At 65.1% G+C, this 17,541-nt stretch carries 18 protein-coding genes and 4 tRNA genes; 11 read left to right on the top strand and 11 right to left on the bottom strand.

The genetic code is table 11. The features are described from left to right. The 6 genes from rplK to IM784_RS04095 all read right to left on the bottom strand — a co-directional run bounded on the left by rplK (window position 1) and on the right by IM784_RS04095 (window position 2,771). A complete protein-coding gene (gene rplK / locus IM784_RS04070; protein ID WP_199553972.1) occupies window positions 1–435 on the bottom strand; it encodes a 50S ribosomal protein L11 in 435 nt (144 codons plus the stop codon). Window positions 436–619: 184 nt separating this feature from the next. Beyond that, on the bottom strand, window positions 620–1,159 hold the full coding sequence (gene nusG, locus IM784_RS04075; protein WP_199553973.1) for a transcription termination/antitermination protein NusG: 540 nt from the start codon (window positions 1,157–1,159) through the stop codon (window positions 620–622). 2 nt (window positions 1,160–1,161) lie between these two features. After that, window positions 1,162–1,359, bottom strand: coding sequence for a preprotein translocase subunit SecE (gene secE, locus IM784_RS04080; protein WP_199553974.1), 198 nt, complete (start codon window positions 1,357–1,359; stop codon window positions 1,162–1,164). A 180-nt stretch (window positions 1,360–1,539) separates the two neighbouring features. Beyond that, window positions 1,540–1,615 (bottom strand) — tRNA-Trp (locus IM784_RS04085). A gap of 99 nt (window positions 1,616–1,714) precedes the next feature. Further along, on the bottom strand, window positions 1,715–2,053 hold the full coding sequence (locus IM784_RS04090; protein ID WP_199553975.1) for a hypothetical protein: 339 nt from the start codon (window positions 2,051–2,053) through the stop codon (window positions 1,715–1,717). 25 nt (window positions 2,054–2,078) lie between these two features. After that, the gene (locus IM784_RS04095) at window positions 2,079–2,771 is read right to left on the bottom strand and encodes a DUF3313 family protein (protein ID WP_199553976.1); all 693 of its coding nucleotides are present in this window, start codon (window positions 2,769–2,771) and stop codon (window positions 2,079–2,081) included. A gap of 237 nt (window positions 2,772–3,008) precedes the next feature. On the opposite strand from IM784_RS04095, the gene IM784_RS04100 reads away from it, so the two are divergent. Then, a complete protein-coding gene (locus IM784_RS04100; RefSeq protein ID WP_199553977.1) occupies window positions 3,009–3,647 on the top strand; it encodes a YidH family protein in 639 nt (212 codons plus the stop codon). Between the two features lie 11 nt (window positions 3,648–3,658). On the opposite strand, the gene IM784_RS04105 is transcribed toward IM784_RS04100, so the two are convergent. The 3 genes from IM784_RS04105 to IM784_RS04115 all read right to left on the bottom strand — a co-directional run bounded on the left by IM784_RS04105 (window position 3,659) and on the right by IM784_RS04115 (window position 4,799). Beyond that, a tRNA-Gly gene (locus IM784_RS04105) sits at window positions 3,659–3,732 on the bottom strand. Between the two features lie 127 nt (window positions 3,733–3,859). Next, window positions 3,860–3,945: transfer RNA gene (locus tag IM784_RS04110), tRNA-Tyr, on the bottom strand. Between the two features lie 68 nt (window positions 3,946–4,013). Then, window positions 4,014–4,799, bottom strand: coding sequence for a thioesterase family protein (locus IM784_RS04115; protein ID WP_199553978.1), 786 nt, complete (start codon window positions 4,797–4,799; stop codon window positions 4,014–4,016). A gap of 68 nt (window positions 4,800–4,867) precedes the next feature. Here IM784_RS04115 and rlmB point away from each other — a divergent pair, with 68 nt between their 5' ends. Beyond that, window positions 4,868–5,620, top strand: a complete 753-nt coding sequence (gene rlmB / locus IM784_RS04120) for a 23S rRNA (guanosine(2251)-2'-O)-methyltransferase RlmB (RefSeq protein WP_199553979.1) — start codon at window positions 4,868–4,870, stop codon at window positions 5,618–5,620. Window positions 5,621–5,693: 73 nt separating this feature from the next. Here rlmB and IM784_RS04125 read toward each other — a convergent pair whose 3' ends face one another. Then, complete coding sequence (locus tag IM784_RS04125; RefSeq protein ID WP_199553980.1) at window positions 5,694–7,067, bottom strand: glutamate--cysteine ligase; 1,374 nt, start codon at window positions 7,065–7,067, stop codon at window positions 5,694–5,696. 53 nt (window positions 7,068–7,120) lie between these two features. Continuing rightward, window positions 7,121–7,831, bottom strand: coding sequence for a 16S rRNA (uracil(1498)-N(3))-methyltransferase (locus tag IM784_RS04130; RefSeq protein WP_199553981.1), 711 nt, complete (start codon window positions 7,829–7,831; stop codon window positions 7,121–7,123). A 34-nt stretch (window positions 7,832–7,865) separates the two neighbouring features. On the opposite strand from IM784_RS04130, the gene IM784_RS04135 reads away from it, so the two are divergent. The 9 genes from IM784_RS04135 (at window position 7,866) to IM784_RS04175 (ending at window position 17,523) form a co-directional block, all read left to right on the top strand. After that, on the top strand, window positions 7,866–8,789 hold the full coding sequence (locus tag IM784_RS04135) for an NAD-dependent epimerase/dehydratase family protein (RefSeq protein WP_199553982.1): 924 nt from the start codon (window positions 7,866–7,868) through the stop codon (window positions 8,787–8,789). A 64-nt stretch (window positions 8,790–8,853) separates the two neighbouring features. Further along, entirely contained in the window at window positions 8,854–9,093 is a 240-nt protein-coding gene (locus tag IM784_RS04140) for an acyl carrier protein (protein ID WP_199553983.1), read from the top strand. Between the two features lie 4 nt (window positions 9,094–9,097). Then, window positions 9,098–10,306: a serine palmitoyltransferase gene (gene spt, locus IM784_RS04145; protein ID WP_199553984.1), complete on the top strand. Its 1,209-nt coding sequence runs from the start codon at window positions 9,098–9,100 to the stop codon at window positions 10,304–10,306. A 93-nt stretch (window positions 10,307–10,399) separates the two neighbouring features. Beyond that, window positions 10,400–10,798: an MAPEG family protein gene (locus tag IM784_RS04150; protein WP_199553985.1), complete on the top strand. Its 399-nt coding sequence runs from the start codon at window positions 10,400–10,402 to the stop codon at window positions 10,796–10,798. Between the two features lie 64 nt (window positions 10,799–10,862). Next, window positions 10,863–12,458 (top strand): MFS transporter, encoded by a 1,596-nt coding sequence (locus IM784_RS04155; protein WP_199553986.1) that lies wholly within the window; start codon window positions 10,863–10,865, stop codon window positions 12,456–12,458. Between the two features lie 205 nt (window positions 12,459–12,663). Beyond that, a complete protein-coding gene (gene lon, locus IM784_RS04160; RefSeq protein ID WP_199553987.1) occupies window positions 12,664–15,066 on the top strand; it encodes an endopeptidase La in 2,403 nt (800 codons plus the stop codon). 141 nt (window positions 15,067–15,207) lie between these two features. Continuing rightward, a tRNA-Val gene (locus IM784_RS04165) sits at window positions 15,208–15,282 on the top strand. 302 nt (window positions 15,283–15,584) lie between these two features. Continuing rightward, complete coding sequence (locus tag IM784_RS04170) at window positions 15,585–16,301, top strand: energy transducer TonB (RefSeq protein WP_199553988.1); 717 nt, start codon at window positions 15,585–15,587, stop codon at window positions 16,299–16,301. A 58-nt stretch (window positions 16,302–16,359) separates the two neighbouring features. Further along, complete coding sequence (locus tag IM784_RS04175) at window positions 16,360–17,523, top strand: alpha-hydroxy-acid oxidizing protein (RefSeq protein ID WP_199553989.1); 1,164 nt, start codon at window positions 16,360–16,362, stop codon at window positions 17,521–17,523. Window positions 17,524–17,541 lie beyond the last annotated feature (18 nt).

A 17,541-nucleotide genomic window follows, 5' to 3' on the forward strand; every position in this document is an offset into this window, starting at 1 on the left:
TCAGCCCTCCACCACTTCAAGGCCGATCGCGCGGGCAGAACCCTCGATGGTCTTCATGGCCATGTCGATGTCGTTCGCGTTCAGGTCCTTCATCTTCGTCTCCGCGATTTCGCGGATCTGCGACTTCTTGACCTTGCCGGCCGGCGCGCCCTTGCCGGGCGTGGTAGCGCCAGACTTCAGGCCGGCAGCCTTCTTCAGCAGGAAGCTCGCCGGCGGCGTCTTCGTGATGAACGAGAAGCTGCGGTCTGCGTAAACGGTGATCACGGTCGGGATCGGCATGCCTGCTTCCAGGCTGCCGGTCGCGGCGTTGAACGCCTTGCAGAATTCCATGATGTTCACACCGCGCTGACCCAGCGCAGGCCCGATCGGCGGGCTTGGGGTGGCTTTACCAGCTGCAACCTGCAGCTTGATATAGCCGGTGATCTTCTTGGCCATATTCCATGCTCCAAAATCAGGTTCGGGTGCGGGCACCCTCCCCTCCGGTTAAGCGGCCGTGTGGTCCATGCGGCCCCGGGTCACCCCGTCACCTCCCACGATGTCGCTTCTGTCCGACCGCGGAGCAGAAGCCGTTCCCTTGCGGGGAATCCTGTCTTTGGCCGCGAATTCCGCGCGCGGCCGCTTACTTGGTCTTCTCGACCTGCTCGAAATCCAGTTCCACGGGCGTTGCGCGCCCGAAGATCGAAACCGAAACCTTCACGCGGGACTTTTCATAGTCGATTTCCTCGACCAGCCCCGAGAAGCTCGCGAACGGACCATCCAGCACCTTCACCGAATCGCCGATCTCGAAGTTCGCCTTCTTCTTCGCCTTCGGTGCCGCGGCATCGGCTTCCGCCTTGGTGTTCAGGATCCGCGCCGCTTCCGCTTCGGAAATCGGCTGCGGCTTGCCCGAGGAACCCAGGAAGCCCGTCACCTTCGGCGTGTTCTTCACCAGGTGATAAACCTGATCGTTCATTTCCAGCTTCGCCAGCACATAGCCCGGGAAGAACTTCCGCTCGCTCTGCACCTTCTTGCCGCGACGAACCTCGGTCACCTTCTCGGTCGGCACTTCCACCGCCTCGACCATGCCCTCCAGGCCCAGCCGCGCAGCGTCGGTCACGATCTGCTCGCGAACCTTGTTCTCGAAACCCGAATAGGCGTGAATGATGTACCAGCGCGACATACTCAGGCTCCAAGCCCCAGGAAAAACTTGATGGCGCGGCCCAGGACCTGGTCCACCCCAAGGAAGAAAACGGCCAGGATCGAGGTCATGATGAGCACCAGGATCGTCGTTTGAATGACTTCCCGCCGCGAAGGCCACACGACCTTCTCGTACTCGCTCCTGACCTGCCGGACAAATTCGCCCGGGCTCGTCTTGGCCATCCTCAAACCCTCTTCTCTTGTCATCGCCAGAATGAACGAATCAGCCGTCCCGATATGGGTGGCCTTCCTCCAACGACAACTCCCGGCAAGCGCCCCGATTTTCGGGGCTCCGGCCGGGCCACTGAAATTTCTCCCGCCGCTCCCCTGACTGCACAAACCGGCCGAAGCCGGTTCGCGTGCTGGCAGGAGTGGAGGGACTCGAACCCCCGGCCCTCGGTTTTGGAGACCGATGCTCTACCAACTGAGCTACACTCCTAGGAGCGCGGGAAGCGGGCCGATACAAGAGGCCCGCCCATCATGCAAGTGCTCCCGCACCGGAAGCCGCTGCACAAGCCCCGTCAAACAGCCACACGCGTCAGCGCGGCTGGTTCACCACCACATACTGCAGCGTCGTCCCGGCATATTCCGGCCGGAACCATATGCCCCCGCACTGCTGATAGGCGACATTCGAAACCATAACCGCCGTGCAACCCCCCGGCAGCGTCGACACGATGGTACCCACCGCATAGCTTTGCTTCGACGCGGAACTGGAGATCGCAGAGATTACGACCGCGCCCGTCGCCGCCCCGACCGCGAAGCCGGCGGCAGCGTCATCCCAATCCCAATAAGGGTCCCAGCCCCAGGCCGGATACACCGGCACGGGATAGACAGGATAGGGATAAGGCCTCGGAGGCGGCGGCCCAAACTCCTTCACCAGGCGCTGTCCGCCAGAACCAAGACTATTTCTTCGTGTTCCCGGCCGTATCCACAGGAGACATTTCCTTCAGCTTCGTCAGCCCGGCAGCGCTCGCCTTCGCCCACTGGTCGAACGCCATGCTGAAGTCGCTCCGGTTGCTCACGCTCGTCCGCCGATAGGTCAGGTCGTCGCCAATGGTCCGCTCGTCGACAGCCCGGCCCAGCACCTTGCCGGAAACGCTGTCGCTGGCCTGCACGGCAACGGTCGCTTCCCCGGCTTCGCGCGAATAGGACCGCACAATTTCCGCCGACACCAGGTCGGGCGCGTTCACGTACAGGTTGATTGCCGCAGTGGTCACCAGCAACGTGTCCGGCCCCGGCGTGTTCACCACCTGATATCCAGCCGCCGTATAGGCCTTCGTGAAGGAGTCCCGCAGCCCGGCCTTCGCCTTCTCCAGCATGGCCTCCTTGTCCTTGTCGGAGATGTGCCGGTCCAGGTCGTTGGTATCGTTCATGTTGCGTTGCCAGTCCTTGCTGAACGCAGCTTGCGGATCGGCCAGCATCACCTTGGTATAGGGGCGGAAGTCCGCACCCGGCAGCAGATAGACCGAATCGAACTTCTTCGATTTCACCCGCTGCAGCCCGTCCCACTCCTGCGGCGCCTTCGCCGTTGCCGCCGGCGCCGAAAGACCGACCACAAACGCCGCCGCCAGACCGATCCTGAAATGATTGCGCATAGCTTTCTCCATCCCCGTACCGGATCTCAATCCAGTCATCTCTCCGCCGCCGTCCCCCCGGCGTGGAGCCGTGCTCCAACGCCAGCAAATGTCCATAATCGTTAGCAATTGGCAACCCTGTTTCTGGCGCCATTACCCGTTCGGCACACTGCCCAGTATTGGCCTTTCCCGACCCATTCCCAAGCCTTAGACTGCGCCCTCGACATCCCCCGTCCACCCAATCAGGAACCAACCGGCATGACAGCGCCCGCATCCAGAGCCCTTCCTCCCCGGCCTGCCAAATACCAGGCGGCCGCAGACCCGGTTCCGGATCTTCCCAACGTCGACGGCTTCACCGACGAAAAGGCCTCCACCACTTTCTCCCACTACCGCACCGGCCTCTCGCACCATCGCACCGAGCTGTCCGAGCACCGGACGGATCTGTCGGAATTTCGAACCGATCTCTCCCAGTTCCGCACCGACCTCTCCACCGATCGCACGCAGATGTCGCGCGAGCGTACCGGCCTCTCCATCCAGCGCACCCGGATGAGCACCGAGCGCACGCTGATGTCGTTCATCCGCACCGCGCTGTCGCTTATCAGCTTCGGCTTTACCATCCACGCCGCCTTTCAGAAGCTGGTCGAGGCCAATGTGATGGAAAAGTCGGATTCGCCCCGAAATTTCGGCCTGGCGCTGATTGGTATCGGGGTGCTGCTGCTGGTCGGCGGTATTGCCCGCCACGTCCAGTTCAGCCTCTATCTGCGAAAACTGGCCGAAATGTCGAAGCGCGAAGGGCTTTCAATAGAGGATTCGCCCTATCCGGTCTCCGTCACCCTGGTGTCGGCAGTTGCCCTGCTCATCGTAGGCGTAGCCGCCTTCCTCAACATCATCGCCTAGGAGCTGTAAGATGGAGCGGGTAAGGGGAATCGAACCCCTCTAGCTAGCTTGGAAGGCTAGAGCATTACCACTATGCTATACCCGCCCACTCCACCGATCGAAGGGTTCATACCCCCGGCCGCACGGCGGCCGCAAGCGCGACCGCGCGCCGGCGCCAATGCGCCGAACCGGGCAAAGCCCGGCCAAACCAGACTCCACCCGCCAAAGGCGAGTGGTGGAGGGGGTTGGATTTGAACCAACGTAGGGAAAACCCGGCAGATTTACAGTCTGCTGCCATTGACCGCTCGGCCACCCCTCCGGAACCCCGGTTCGGAGGCGGGCAAATGGCGAAAGGGCATCTGCTTGTCAATGCACAAGCGCACCCATTCAGCCAAAGATGGCGACACTCTGCCTGGCCTTCAGGATCGGCCGCCCGCTTTCGCTCCACATTGCCATGTCCTGTCCCGCATAGCCGTCGCCCACGCCATCGTCGGTCGATCGCATCAGCAACCAGCCGGCACCGTCCTCCGGATGCGGATCGAACAGGTCGAAACTCCAGGTAACCGTGCTGATCACCGTCAGCTGCCGCATCCGCGTGAAGCTTGCCGGCGGCAACGCATCGCCCATCGCCACCAGCGCCTCGATACTGGGTTCCACCGGATCGCGGTGCCGCACCCACACCAGCAGGTCGCCCGTGTCTGCCCCACTGAAAGGCATCAGCTTGCCGGCCGGCCGCTGGTCCAGATGCCGGGCAAATCCGGGCCGCATCGCGCTGTCACCCCACATCGGCGCGCAATCGTCAGGCGCCGGACAATCGGGCGGCCCCTCCGCCACGGCCGACAGCGTCGAAGGCCGCGCATCGCCAAAGGCATAGAGCGCCCGCAAGGCCACAGCCCCGCCCGACATCAGGTCGCACCCCATGAAGGTCACCGATTTGCCGCGCCGCAAAACCGTCGGCCGCATCGTCAGCTCGCCGATGGCAGGCCCTATATAGGCGATCTGCCCGCTGCGCAGCACCGGCAGGTCCGGCACCAGTTTCCGGCACGCAGACAGCGCCAACGCCGCCGAAAGCCCGCCAAAGGCCGTCCGTCCCTGCTGCCAATCCTCGGGCACGGTCGCCGTCCATCCACCGTCCACAGCCACCATCCCGGCCAGCACCGAATCGAAATCCATTCGCCAGTCTCCTTCCCACCAGCATCGCAAGGCTTTCCCAACGCGCCACCCATGGCTAGTGACAGTGCATGGGAAGACGACCGAACAAGCGCCACGGCACCGCCAACCGCCCCGATCCGAACCGTCCGCGCTTCTACGGGCGGCATGCGGTCTATGCCGCGCTCGACAACCCGAACCGCAAGCTGCGCAAGCTGTTCGGCACGCACGAGGAGCTGGCGAAGATCGTCATCCCCGATGGCCTCGCCGTGCAATATGGCGACGCCCAGGATCTCGGCCGCCTCGTGCCCGCAGACGCCCCGCACCAGGGGCTTGTCCTCGAAGTCGAGCCTCTCGAAGAACTCTGGCTGGACGAAATCCTCCTGAACCCCGATCCCAAGGCCCCTCTCGTGCTCCTCGATCAGGTCACCGATCCGCACAATGTCGGCGCCATCATCCGCTCGGCAGCCGCCTTCGGCGCCCGCGCCCTCATCACCCAGGATCGCCACTCACCGCCCGAATCCGGATCGCTCGCCCGCTCGGCATCCGGCGCGCTCGAAGCCCTGCCGTGGCTTCGCGTCGTGAACCTCGCCCGCGCACTCGATGAAATCGCCGAAGCCGGCTACTGGCGCGTCGGCCTCGCCGGCGAAGCGGAAACCACGCTTTCCGAAGCCCTCACCCCCGCACCACAAGCCATCGTGCTCGGCGCCGAAGGCGAAGGCATGCGCCACAACACCCGCGAACATTGCGACGTCCTGGCGAAGCTCCCGATCACAAGGGCAGTCGAAAGCCTCAACGTCTCCAACGCCGCCGCAATCGCCCTATACGCCGTAGCCAGCCGCTAAAACCTCTCCCCTCCCTGCAAGGGAGGGGCCGGGGGTGGGTCGAACCGCCCCGCCAGCACAGCCCTCAACGCCCCTAAAACCGCGCCGCGTCCCAGACCGGATCGATCTTCCCGCCCCACTCCCCGTGGAACAGGTCCAGATAGCGCTCCGCCAGCGTCTTGCCGCTCTCGGCAATCTCCCACAGCGGTGCCAGGAATCCGGCCTCGCTGTCGCCGATGCCATTCTCCCGCGCGCGGCGGTCCAGCCCGCCAGCCGCAATCGCCAGCACTTCCTTCGCCAGCGTCTGCAGCGATTTCCCGTCCGGCGCAGTCGCCTTCAGCGCCAGCCTCGGCACCTCGTCGCGCATCCGCTGCTGGCCCTTGATGCTCCAGCCCTTCACCAGATCCCAGGCCGCATCCAGCGCCGTGCCATCATACAGCAGCCCCACCCACAGCGCCGGCAGCGCACAAATCCGGCTCTGCGGCCCGGAATCGCTCCCGCGCATCTCCAGATAGCCCTTCATCCGCACTTCCGGGAAGGCGGTGGAAAGATGGTCCTTCCAGTCGCCATAGGTCGCCCGCTCACCGGGCCGCACCGACAGCTTGCCGGCAAGGAAATCGCGGAAACTCAGGCCCGCCGCATCGACATACTTGCCGTCGCGATAGGCAAAATACATCGGCACATCCAACGCATAGTCGGCATAGCGCTCATATCCGAAGCCCTCGTCGAATACGAAGGGCAACATCCCCGTCCGGGCGGGATCGGTATCGGTCCAGATATGGCTGCGATAGCTCAGAAACCCGTTCGGCCTGCCCTCGCTGAACGGCGAATTCGCAAACAGCGCCGTCCCCAGTGGCTGCAAGGCCAGCGAGACGCGGAACTTCTTCACCATGTCGGCTTCGCTGCCATAGTCCAGGTTGGTCTGCACCGTGCAGGTGCGCAGCATCATGTCCAGCCCCAAGGAGCCCACACGCGGCATATGCTGCCGCATGATCGTATAGCGCCCCTTCGGCATCACCGGCAGGTCCTCGCGCCGGGCGACGGGATTGAACCCCAGCCCCAGGAACCCCAAACCCAGCTCCGCGCCGATCGCCAGGCACTGTTCGCGATGCCGCCCGGTCTCGGCGCAGGTCTGGTGCAGATTCTCCAGCATCGCGCCCGACAGCTCGAACTGCCCGGCCGGCTCCAGGCTCAGGCTGCCGTCCGCCCCGGTCGCGGCAATCACCTTGCCGTCCTCGAACACCGGCTCCCAGCCATAGCGCCCGAACGCCATCAGCAGGTCGCGAATGCCGTTCGGCTCCTCCCAGCTCGGCTGTCCGTGATCCGCCAGCCGAAACACGAACTTCTCATGCTCGGTGCCGATCCGCCATGCGCTGCGGGGCTTCTCCCCCCGCTCGAACAGGCCGATCATGTCAGCCTTGGACTCGATGATTGCCCCGTCCCCCAAGGCTTCCTGCCGGTTGCTCATGCCGCCGCCTTAGCCCCGCCCGAGCGCCCGCGCCAGTCGCTTTCAAGCACCGCTCAACTTCCCGCAAATGCCTGAAACTGCGCGATGGCTGCCACAACCGCGGTATCCGCCCGCAGGATTCGCGGCCCCAGGCTCATCCGCTTCACCCCCGCAACCGCAAGGATCGCCGCCCGCTCCGCTTCGGAAAATCCGCCTTCCGGCCCGATCAGGATAGCAGCCGGCACGCCAACCCCCAGCTCCCCAATCGCAGCGCCCCCCATCTCATCCGCAAACAGCAAGGCCCGGCCCGAATCCCATCCCTTCAACAACTCCCCCAGCTTCGCCGCCTCCACCAGCTCCGGCAACGCCGTCCGCCCGCACTGCTCGGCCGCCTCCACCATGTGTGCACGCAGCCGCTCCGGCTTCAGCCGCGCATGATTCACCCGCTCGCTCAGCACCGGCACGATTCGCCGAACCCCCAGCTCGGTCGCCTTCTCCACGATCCACTCAAAGCGCTCCGCCCGGATCGGAGCCGTCAGCAACCACAGGTCGGGCACCGTTTCCCGCCCGCGAATCATCGCCCCCACCCGCACCCGGATGCGCCGGCGCCCCGCTTCGGAAACCACTGCCGCCCATTCCCCGGTCCGGTCGTCCAGCAACCTCAGCTCGGCCCCCACGTCCAGCCGCAGCACTGTCGCCAGATAATGCGCGTGCCCGTCCTCCAGTGGAAACTCGGCCCCGGTCTGCAAAGCTTCGCTCACGAATAATCTAGGTATCTGCCGCATGGCGCCCGGCTAGCACGCCCGCTAAGGTCACGAAATGGCGCTTACACTCGCAATCACCGGTGGCACAGGTTTCGTGGGCGGCCATGCCATCGACAAGGCCCTCGCCCAGGGCCACCAGGTGCGCGCGCTCACCCGCCGCCCGCAGCCCGATCGCAAGGGCGTTACCTGGGTAAAGGGCGATCTCGCCAATCCGCAAGCGCTGCAGTCGCTGGTATCCGGCGCCGACGCCGTCATTCACATCGCCGGCGTCACCAACACCCGCCACAAGCCCGAATTCGATCGCGGCAACGTCCTCGGCACCGCCTATCTGCGCCGCGCCGCCGGCCCCACGCCCTTCCTCCATATCTCCTCGCTCTCCGCCCGCGAGCCGCAACTCAGCACCTACGGCCTATCCAAGCTGCGCGGCGAACAGGTAGCCCGCGGCGTGCAGGGGCCGTTCGCGATCCTCCGCCCGCCGGCCGTCTACGGGCCCGGAGACGAGGAGTATCTCGCCCTCCTGCGTACCGCGAAATCCGGCCTGCTTCCGCTCCCGGCCAACGCCGTCACCGCGATGATCTACGGCCCCGATCTCGCCGCCGCGATCGTTGCGCTCGCCGAAGACCTCGCCGGCCCCGCCACCAGCAATGGCGGCACCTTCGAAATCGACGACGGCGCCGGCGGCTACACCCAGTCGCAAGTCGCAGAGGCGATATCGAACGCGCTCGGGGCCAAGGTCCGCCCGATCGAGCTCCCCTCCCCCGTCATCGGCCTTGCCGCCGGCGTCGACAGCATGCTCTGCCGCCTTGCCGGGCGCACCGCCCGCCTCAGCCGCGATCGCGCCCGCTATTTCGCCCACCCCGATTGGTCGGCCAACAGCGACGCCCTCCTCTCCCTGAAGCTGTGGAAACCCAGCACCGACCTGCAGCACGGAATGGCGAAAACCGCCGCCTGGTATCGGGAAAAGGGACTGCTGGGCTGATTCATCCCGCTTTCCGCCACAATCCGCGCTAAATGGACGGGCTGGATTCTAACGGAGACTGACAATGGATCGCGCTGCGACCTATTCCCGCCTGCTCGAACTGATCGAGCCCTTCAACAAGAAGGGTATCTCCATAGCCGAAGCCACCAGCTTCGCCGACGACCTCGAGCTCGACAGCCTCACCGTCATGGATCTCGTCGCCAACATCGAGGACGAGTGGGACATCAACATGCCCCTCAACATGCTCCCCGATCTCGAAACCGTCGGCCAGCTCGCCGATGCCGTCGTGAAGCTGAAGGGCTGATCCGATGACGGACCTTCTCTCGAAGTTCGATCCCTATATCGCCGAGCACAAGGGCCTGCTCGACACCGGCGTCAACGACCCGTTCGGCGTCGTCATGACCCAGGTTCTCTCGCCCACCCGCGCCGTCATCAACGGCCGCGAGACGATCCTCGTCGGCACCTACAACTATATGGGCATGACCTTCGACGAAGACGTCATCGCCGCCGGGCAAAAAGCGCTCACCGAATTCGGTGCCGGCTCCACCGGCAGCCGCGTGCTGAACGGCACCTTTGCCCCGCACATCGCCGTCGAACAGGCGCTGAAGGATTTCTACGGCACCAAATCCGCCATCGTTTTCAGCACCGGCTATCAGGCCAATCTGGGCATGGTCTCCACGCTTGCCGGCAAGGGCGACTACATCATCCTCGATGCCGACAGCCACGCCTCCATCTACGACGGCTGCAAGCTCGGCAACGCAGAGGTGGTCCGCTTCCGCCACAACAATGTGGACGACCTCGACAAGCGCCTCGGCCGCCTCCCCGCCGATGCCGGCAAGCTCGTCATCCTCGAAGGCGTCTATTCGATGCTGGGCGATGTCGCCCCGCTCCCCGAACTCGTCGCCGTCGCCAAAAAGCACAACGCCATGACCATGGTCGACGAAGCCCACGCCATGGGCTTCTTCGGCAAGCACGGCCGCGGCGTCTACGAGGAAATGGGCCTCGAAGACGATATCGACTTCGTCGTCGGCACCTTCTCCAAATCGGTCGGCACGGTCGGCGGCTTCGCGGTTTCCAACCACCCGAAGTTCGAAATCCTCCGCCTCGTCTGCAACCCCTATCGCTTCACCGCCTCGCTGCCCCCCGCGGTCGTCGCCACCGCCGAAGCCTCGATCCGCAAGCTGATGGGCGCAAAGGACAAGCGCGACAATCTCTGGGCAGTCTCCCGCAAGCTGCACGCAGGCCTCAAGGCCGCCGGCTTCAGGATGGCAACCGACACCCCGGAATCCGCCATCATCGCCGTCCTGCTTCCCGATCAGGAAAGCACGGTCGCCATGTGGCACCAGCTTCTGGAGCACGGCATCTATTGCAACATGAGCCGCCCGCCGGCGACGCCAGCCGGCATCTTCCTGCTCCGCTGCTCGCTGTCCGCCGCCCACACGCTCGAAGACGTGGACACCATAGTCAACCGCTTCACAGCAGCCCGCGCAAGCCTGCCCGGAGCCAAAGCCGCCTGACTCTCCCCTCCCTGGAAGGGAGGGGCCGGGGGTGGGTCGAACCTGCCCGCAAAAAAACCAAACCCAACGATAAAAACGCAGGGGAGACCAGAAATGCACTTCGCCTACCCATATGCCGCCCTCGTCACGGGCATCGCCATCCTCCTCTACCTCTGGACCGGCATGGTCGTCGGCAAGGCCCGCAAGACCCACGGCGTCGACTATCCCAACACCACCGGCTCCGACGATTTCAACCGCGTCTGGCGCGCCCACCAGAACACGCTCGAGCAGCTGGTGGTCTTCCTCCCCTCGCTCTGGCTGTTCGCCGTGATCGTCAACGATTGCTGGGCCGCCATCCTCGGTCTGGTGTGGGCGCTCGGCCGCATCCTCTACGTCCGCGGCTACGCCATCGCCGCCCCGAAACGCGCCACCGGCTTCATGATCGCCATCCTCGCCACCGCAGTCCTGCTGTTCGGCGCGCTGGGCGTGATCGTCTGGCACCTATTCAACTGACGCACCCACCTTGTCCCCCGAAGGCCGCACAGCTACGAGCGGCTCAAGGGAGACAAGTTGCACCATGAACGACCAGAGCGGCGAACGGCCGATCGACACAGCGGCTGATTTCAAGCGCGACCGGCTCATAATCGTCGCCTCCTCGCTCGGCACCGTCTTCGAATGGTATGATTTCTTCCTCTACGGCATCCTCGCCGCCCTCATCGGCCGCCTGTTCTTCCCCATAGACAACCCCACAGCCGCCACCCTCGCCAGCCTCGCCACCTTCGGCGCCGGCTTCGGGGTGCGCCCGATCGGCGCCATGCTCTTCGGCCACTATGGCGACCGCATAGGCCGCAAATACACCTTCCTCATCACCATCACGCTGATGGGCGCGGCGACTGCCCTGATCGGCTTCCTCCCCACTTACGCGCAGGCAGGCCTCTGGGCGCCGGCCCTCCTAGTCGGCCTCCGCCTGCTACAAGGCCTCGCACTGGGTGGCGAATATGGCGGCGCCGCCATCTATGTCGGCGAACACGCGCCCAAAAACCGCCGCGGCGAATATACCAGCTGGATCCAGATCTCCGTCGCCGGCGGCTTCCTCCTCTGCCTGATCGTCGTCCTCACCACCCGCTCGCTGATGACGACCGAGCAGTTCGACCAATGGGGCTGGCGAATCCCCTTCCTCCTCAGCCTGGTGATGCTGGCCATCTCGGTCTACATCCGCATGCAGCTGTCCGAGAGCCCGGTCTTCAAGGAGATGAAGGAAGCCGGAAAAACCTCGAAAAACCCCATAGTCGAGGCCTTCTCCGACAAGTCCAACATCGGCAATATCCTCGTCGCCCTGTTCGGCGTCTCCGCCGGCCTCACCGTCGTCTACTACACCAGCCAGTTCGGAACCCTCTACTTCCTCACCGGCACCGCCGGCGTCAGCGAGAAGGAAACGCTGATCTATCTGGCGTTGGGCGCCATCTTCGCCGCCCCCTTCTACGTCCTCTTCGGCATGCTGTCCGATCGCATCGGCCGCAAGAAGCTGCTGCTCATCGGCTATGCACTCTCCATCCTCCTGATCTTCCCCCTCTTCCACCTGATGGCCAACGGCGCCAACCCCGCCCTCGCCCGCGCCACGGCCGCCAATCCGGTAACCCTCGAACTCCCAGAATGCGAATTCCGCATCTTCGCCCGCACGCAGACCGAGGAATGCGCCAAGGCGCTCGGCTTCCTCACCAAGCGCGGCATCGCCTACGAGCGGCAGACCGCCGAAAGCGTTACCCTCGTCGTCGGCGACACCCGCGTAGAGGGCTTCAACGAAGACGCCTTCGCCGCCGCGTTGAAAAGCGCCGGCTACCCCGAAAAGGCCGACCCGGCGGAAAAGCAGCGCTGGAAGATCGTCTTCGCCGTCTTCGCCATCATCACCCTTTCTGCGATGACCTATGGGCAAGTGGCGGCCATCCTTGTCGAGCTGTTCCCGGCCAAGGTCCGCTACACCTCGATGTCGATCCCCTATCACATCGGCACCGGCTATTTCGGCGGCTTCCTGCCCTTCATCCAGCAGCTGATCGTGGTCCGCACCGGAGACCCGTTCGCCGGCCTCTGGTACACCATCGGCGTCGTCGCCATGGCCTTCATCGTCAGCGCCATCTGGCTCCCGGAAACCCGCCACCGCGATATCCGCGCCTAGTCCTAGCGCCCAGCCCGGCTGCGGCAAGGTCCGCGTCGCCCGCCACCCGATCCGATTCTCCGCCTCCCCGGCCATCGCGACACCCGGCCCGGCCCTCTCCCACATCCAATAATGCGTTAATAACCGGGCTTATCCACCACGAAGCCAGTCTATTGGCCGCATCCCGATTGCACGCAGGCTGCCTCGCACCCATATTGCCTTCAATATGGCAGATACCGAAACCCTCACCCGCCCGGTCCTCCCGCTTCGCGACATCGTCGTGTTCCCGCAGATGATCGTCCCGCTCTTCGTCGGCCGCGACAAGTCGGTGAAGGCGCTGGAAGCGGTCATGCAGACCGACAAGTCGATCTTCCTGCTCAGCCAGAAGAACCCGGCCGACGAAGATCCCTCCGCAGACGGCCTTTACGACGTCGGCACGCTGGCCACCGTTCTGCAGCTGCTGAAGCTCCCCGACGGCACGGTAAAGGTGCTGGTCGAAGGCCAGCAGCGCGCCCGTCTTTCCAGCCTGGACGACAGCGGCGACTATCTGGTGGCCGACATCGAAACCACGGTCGACATCGAACCTGACGGCCTCGAAGGCGAAGCGTTGATGCGCTCCGCCCAAAAGCAGTTCGAATCCTATGTGAAGTCCGCCAAGCGCACCTCGCCCGAGGTTGCACTGCAGATCGGCCAGATCGAGGAACCGGGCCGCTTTGCCGACAGCGTCGCTGCCAACCTCAACCTGAAGATCGCCGACAAGCAGGCGCTCCTCTCCGAACCCAGCGTCACCAGGCGTCTGGAAATGATCTTCGGCTTCATGGAGGGCGAAATCGGCCTCGTGCAGGTCGAAAAGAAGATCAAGAGCCGGGTCAAGCGGCAGATGGAGAAGACCCAGCGCGAATATTACCTGAACGAGCAGCTGAAGGCGATCCAGCGCGAGCTGGGCGACGGCGACGAGGAAGAGGATGAAGCCGCCGAATATGAGGCGCGCATCCGCAAGGCGAAGCTCTCCAGGGAAGCCCGCGAAAAGGCCCTGTCCGAGGTCAAGAAGCTGAAGGCGATGTCGCCGATGTCGGCCGAGGCCACCGTCGTGCGCAACTGGCTCGACGTGCTGCTGTCCCTCCCATGGGGAAAATCCTCGCGCGTGAAGCGTGACATCGTCGAAGCGCAGAAGGTGCTCGATGCCGACCATTTCGGCCTCGAAAAGGTCAAGGAACGCATCGTCGAGTATCTCGCCGTGCAGGCCCGCACCAACAAGCTCAAGGGCCCGATCCTCTGCCTCGTCGGCCCTCCGGGCGTCGGCAAGACCTCGCTCGGCCGCTCCATTGCCAAGGCAACCGGGCGCGAATTCATCCGCCAGTCGCTGGGCGGCGTGCGCGACGAAGCCGAGATCCGCGGCCATCGCCGCACCTATATCGGCTCGCTGCCGGGCAAGATCATCCAGAACCTGCGCAAGGCCGGCACCAATAACCCGCTGTTCCTGCTCGATGAAATCGACAAGCTCGGCCAGGATTTCCGCGGGGATCCGGCCTCTGCCCTGCTCGAGGTGCTCGATCCGGAACAGAACAACAAGTTCAACGACCATTATCTGGAGGTCGATTTCGACCTCTCGAACGTGATGTTCGTCACCACGGCCAACAGCTACAACATGCCGTCCGCCCTTCTCGACCGCATGGAGATCATCCAGCTCTCCGGCTACACCGAGGACGAGAAGGTGGAGATCGCAAAATCCCACCTGCTGCCCAAGCAGTTCGAGGCGCATGGCCTGAAGCCCAGCGAATTCGCCGTCACCGACGAGGCGCTGCGCAACCTCATACGCTACTACACACGCGAGGCCGGCGTCCGCACGCTGGAGCGCGAGCTGGCGAAACTCGCCCGGAAATCACTCCGCCAGATCCTCGAGAAAAAGGCGGAATCCGTCACCGTCACCGCGGAAAACCTCGGCGAGTTCGCGGGCACCCGCAAATATCGCTTCGGCATGTCCGAAGACGAAGACCAGATCGGCATGGTCACCGGCCTCGCCTGGACTTCGGTCGGCGGCGACCTCCTCACCATCGAGAGCGTCACCGTCCCCGGCAAGGGCATCATCAGCACCACGGGCAAGCTCGGCGACGTGATGAAGGAATCGATCACCGCCGCCTTCTCCTTCGTGAAGGCCCGCAGCGCCGCCTATGGCATCCGCCCGGACACCTTCACCAAAAAGGACGTGCACGTCCACGTTCCCGAAGGCGCCACCCCGAAGGACGGCCCGTCCGCCGGCATCGCCATGGTCACCTCGATCGTCTCCACGCTCACCGGCATCCCGGTAAAGCGCGACGTCGCGATGACCGGCGAAGTAACGCTGCGCGGCCGCGTCCTCCCCATCGGCGGCCTCAAGGAAAAGCTGCTGGCGGCGCTGCGCGGCGGCATCACCACCGTGCTGATCCCGGCTGAAAACGAAAAGGATCTCGCAGACGTTCCGGCCAACGTGCTGGAAGGCCTGAAGATCATTCCCGTGAACCATGTCGACGAAGTGCTGAAGGTCGCCTTCGCGCGTCCGATCGAACCGATCGAATGGGACGAAGCCGACGAAAAGGCGGCAGCCCCGGCACCCGCCCCGGCAACCCCGGCGTCACCGCTGACGCATTGACCAGAAACGGCCCCCTCCCCTTCGGGGGAGGGAACAGGACGGGCACGTATCGCAAAAACCGCGGCCATCGCCGCCAACCCATGTTGACAGCCAGGCCGCCATCCCTTACCCGCCGCCGTCCCGGATGATCCCGCACAGCGCGGGCGCGTAGCTCAGTGGTAGAGCACACCCTTCACACGGGTGGGGTCGCAAGTTCAATCCTTGCCGCGCCCACCATCCGTTTCCTGTTTTGCGCACGGCGTAGCCTCCGCAAGGGGCGGGCCAATAAGGCCCGGCGCGCAGGCGCGCTTGCGGGCTATGCCCGGATTCTTTCTGTTCACGGCGTAGCCTCCACAGGGGGCGGGCCAATAAGGCCCGGCGCGCAGGCGCGCTTGCGGGCTATGCCCGGAGTCTCTTTCTGTTCACGGCGAAGCCTCCACAGGGGCGGCGCACAAGCGCCGGCGCGCAGGCGCGCTTGCGAACCCTTCGGGTTCGGAGATGCCCTCCCCGCACGCCCGCACCCGTGCTAACCCACCCCCATGCAGAGGCCAGCCAACCCCCGTCGTCTCCTCACCGCCACGGCGGTGGCAATCCTCCACGCCGCCCTGCTCGCCCTCCTCCTCATCCCCACCCACATCCCCCTCCCCGCCCCCGAATCCGCCCTCCTCACCGTCAACATCCCAAACCCACCCCCACCAGCTCCGCCGGAACCGCTCCCCGGCCCACCCGAACCAGCCGCAAAATCCGCGCCGCCTGCCCCTCGCGCCCGCCCAAAGCCGGTCGTCGCCCCGCCCCCCATCATCCAACCCGAAACCCCCTCCCCATCCGCCCCGACAGCCGCCGAAGGCCCAGACCCCACCGCAGGCGCCGCCAACACCGGCCTCGGCACAGGGGCGTCCGGTTCAGGCTCAGGAACCGGCGCAGGCGGCACAGGCACGGGCGGCGGCACCGTCCGCCCCCGCCGCATCGCCGGCGAAATCACCCGCCGCGATTACCCCTCCACCGCCCGTGGCGCACAGGGCAGCGTTACCGCCCAGCTCAGCATCTCCCCCGAAGGCCGCGTCACCATCTGCCGCGTCACACGCTCAAGCGGCAACGCCGCCCTCGACGCCGCCACCTGCCGCCTCATCCAGCAACGCTTCCGCTACACCCCCGCCCGCGACGCCTACGACAACGTCACGGCGGGCCAGGCCGGCTACCGGCAGGATTGGTGGCTCGAACCACGCGCCCTTCCCCAAAACCCGCAATCGCCTTAATCTCCCGCCCGCTCGGCCCAGCCCGCTACGCTCGGTGGCAAAACGGGAGGAACTCGCCATGCCGCACTACGGCGACTATCAGAATGCCATCTACGGCGCCGGCCTGGCCGGCGTTCTACCGACAGTTCCGGTCGATTTCGCCACGCTGGAGCAACGCGCCGCCGCCGCCCTCCCGGCTTCCGTGCTCAACTATGTGCAGGGCGGCTGCGGCGATGAATTCACCCAGCGCAACAACGCCGAAGCCTTCCACCACTGGGGCATGACCCCTCGCATGATGGTCGACACCACCAGCCGCGATCTCTCCATCGACCTGTTCGGCCTGAGGCTCCCCACCCCCCTCTTCATGGCCCCGATCGGAGTCACCGGCCTCTGCACGCAGGACGGCCACGGCGACCTCGCCGCCGCCCGCGCCGCCGCCCAGACCGGAGTCCCGCTCACGATCTCCACCCTGCAGAACGATCCGCTCGAAGCCGTCGCCCAACAGCTCGGCAACACCCCCGGCTTCTTCCAGCTCTACACCCCCAAAAACAAGGACCTGGCCGAAAGCCTCGTCCACCGCGCCGAAGCCGCCGGCTACAAGGCCATCGTCGTCACCCTCGACACATGGGTAACCGGCTGGCGCCCGCGCGACCTCAACAGCGGCAACTTCCCGCAACTGCGCGGCCATGTGCTGGAAAACTATTTCTCCGACCCGGTCTTCCAGAGCCTGCTGGCCAAGCCGCCCGCCGAAGACAAGCAGGCCGCCGTCCTGCAATGGATGGGCGTATTCGGCAAAGTCCTCACCTGGGATGACATGGCCTGGCTCCGCTCCATCACCCGCCTGCCCATGGTCCTGAAGGGCATCTGCCACCCCGACGACGCCCGCAGGGCCATCGATAGCGGCGCAGATGGCATCTATTGCTCCAACCACGGCGGCCGGCAGGCCAATGGCGGCATCGCCGCAATCGACCACCTCCCCGGCGTCGTCGCAGCCGCCGGCAACGCCCCGGTGCTGTTCGATTCCGGCATCCGCTCCGGCAGCGACGTCGTGAAGGCGCTTGCCCTGGGCGCCCGCGCAGTCGGCGTAGGCCGCCCCTACCTCTACGGCCTCGCCCTCAACGGCGCAGACGGCGCTGCCCATGTCCTGAAATCCATCCTCGCCGAAGCCGACCTGATGATGGCAGTAAACGGCTGGCCAACCATCGCCGACGTCCGCGCAGCCGGCGCCGAGCGCATCGGCTGAAGCCGCTCAGCGCTTCCC

The organism is Sandaracinobacteroides hominis, from assembly GCF_016464365.1.
Lineage (GTDB): Bacteria > Pseudomonadota > Alphaproteobacteria > Sphingomonadales > Sphingomonadaceae > Sandaracinobacteroides > Sandaracinobacteroides hominis.

Coding starts and splice junctions, on each gene's coding strand:
- IM784_RS04100 (WP_199553977.1), top strand. CDS start 3,009: ATGACAGCGCCCGCATCCAGAGCCCTTCCTCCCCGGCCTGCCAAATAC.
- IM784_RS04135 (WP_199553982.1), top strand. CDS start 7,866: ATGGCGCTTACACTCGCAATCACCGGTGGCACAGGTTTCGTGGGCGGC.
- IM784_RS04150 (WP_199553985.1), top strand. CDS start 10,400: ATGCACTTCGCCTACCCATATGCCGCCCTCGTCACGGGCATCGCCATC.
- nusG (WP_199553973.1), bottom strand. CDS start 1,159: ATGTCGCGCTGGTACATCATTCACGCCTATTCGGGTTTCGAGAACAAG.
- IM784_RS04115 (WP_199553978.1), bottom strand. CDS start 4,799: ATGGATTTCGATTCGGTGCTGGCCGGGATGGTGGCTGTGGACGGTGGA.
- IM784_RS04095 (WP_199553976.1), bottom strand. CDS start 2,771: ATGCGCAATCATTTCAGGATCGGTCTGGCGGCGGCGTTTGTGGTCGGT.
- lon (WP_199553987.1), top strand. CDS start 12,664: ATGGCAGATACCGAAACCCTCACCCGCCCGGTCCTCCCGCTTCGCGAC.
- rplK (WP_199553972.1), bottom strand. CDS start 435: ATGGCCAAGAAGATCACCGGCTATATCAAGCTGCAGGTTGCAGCTGGT.
- IM784_RS04170 (WP_199553988.1), top strand. CDS start 15,585: ATGCAGAGGCCAGCCAACCCCCGTCGTCTCCTCACCGCCACGGCGGTG.
- rlmB (WP_199553979.1), top strand. CDS start 4,868: ATGGGAAGACGACCGAACAAGCGCCACGGCACCGCCAACCGCCCCGAT.
- IM784_RS04140 (WP_199553983.1), top strand. CDS start 8,854: ATGGATCGCGCTGCGACCTATTCCCGCCTGCTCGAACTGATCGAGCCC.
- IM784_RS04155 (WP_199553986.1), top strand. CDS start 10,863: ATGAACGACCAGAGCGGCGAACGGCCGATCGACACAGCGGCTGATTTC.
- spt (WP_199553984.1), top strand. CDS start 9,098: ATGACGGACCTTCTCTCGAAGTTCGATCCCTATATCGCCGAGCACAAG.
- secE (WP_199553974.1), bottom strand. CDS start 1,359: ATGGCCAAGACGAGCCCGGGCGAATTTGTCCGGCAGGTCAGGAGCGAG.
- IM784_RS04125 (WP_199553980.1), bottom strand. CDS start 7,067: ATGAGCAACCGGCAGGAAGCCTTGGGGGACGGGGCAATCATCGAGTCC.
- IM784_RS04175 (WP_199553989.1), top strand. CDS start 16,360: ATGCCGCACTACGGCGACTATCAGAATGCCATCTACGGCGCCGGCCTG.
- IM784_RS04130 (WP_199553981.1), bottom strand. CDS start 7,831: ATGCGGCAGATACCTAGATTATTCGTGAGCGAAGCTTTGCAGACCGGG.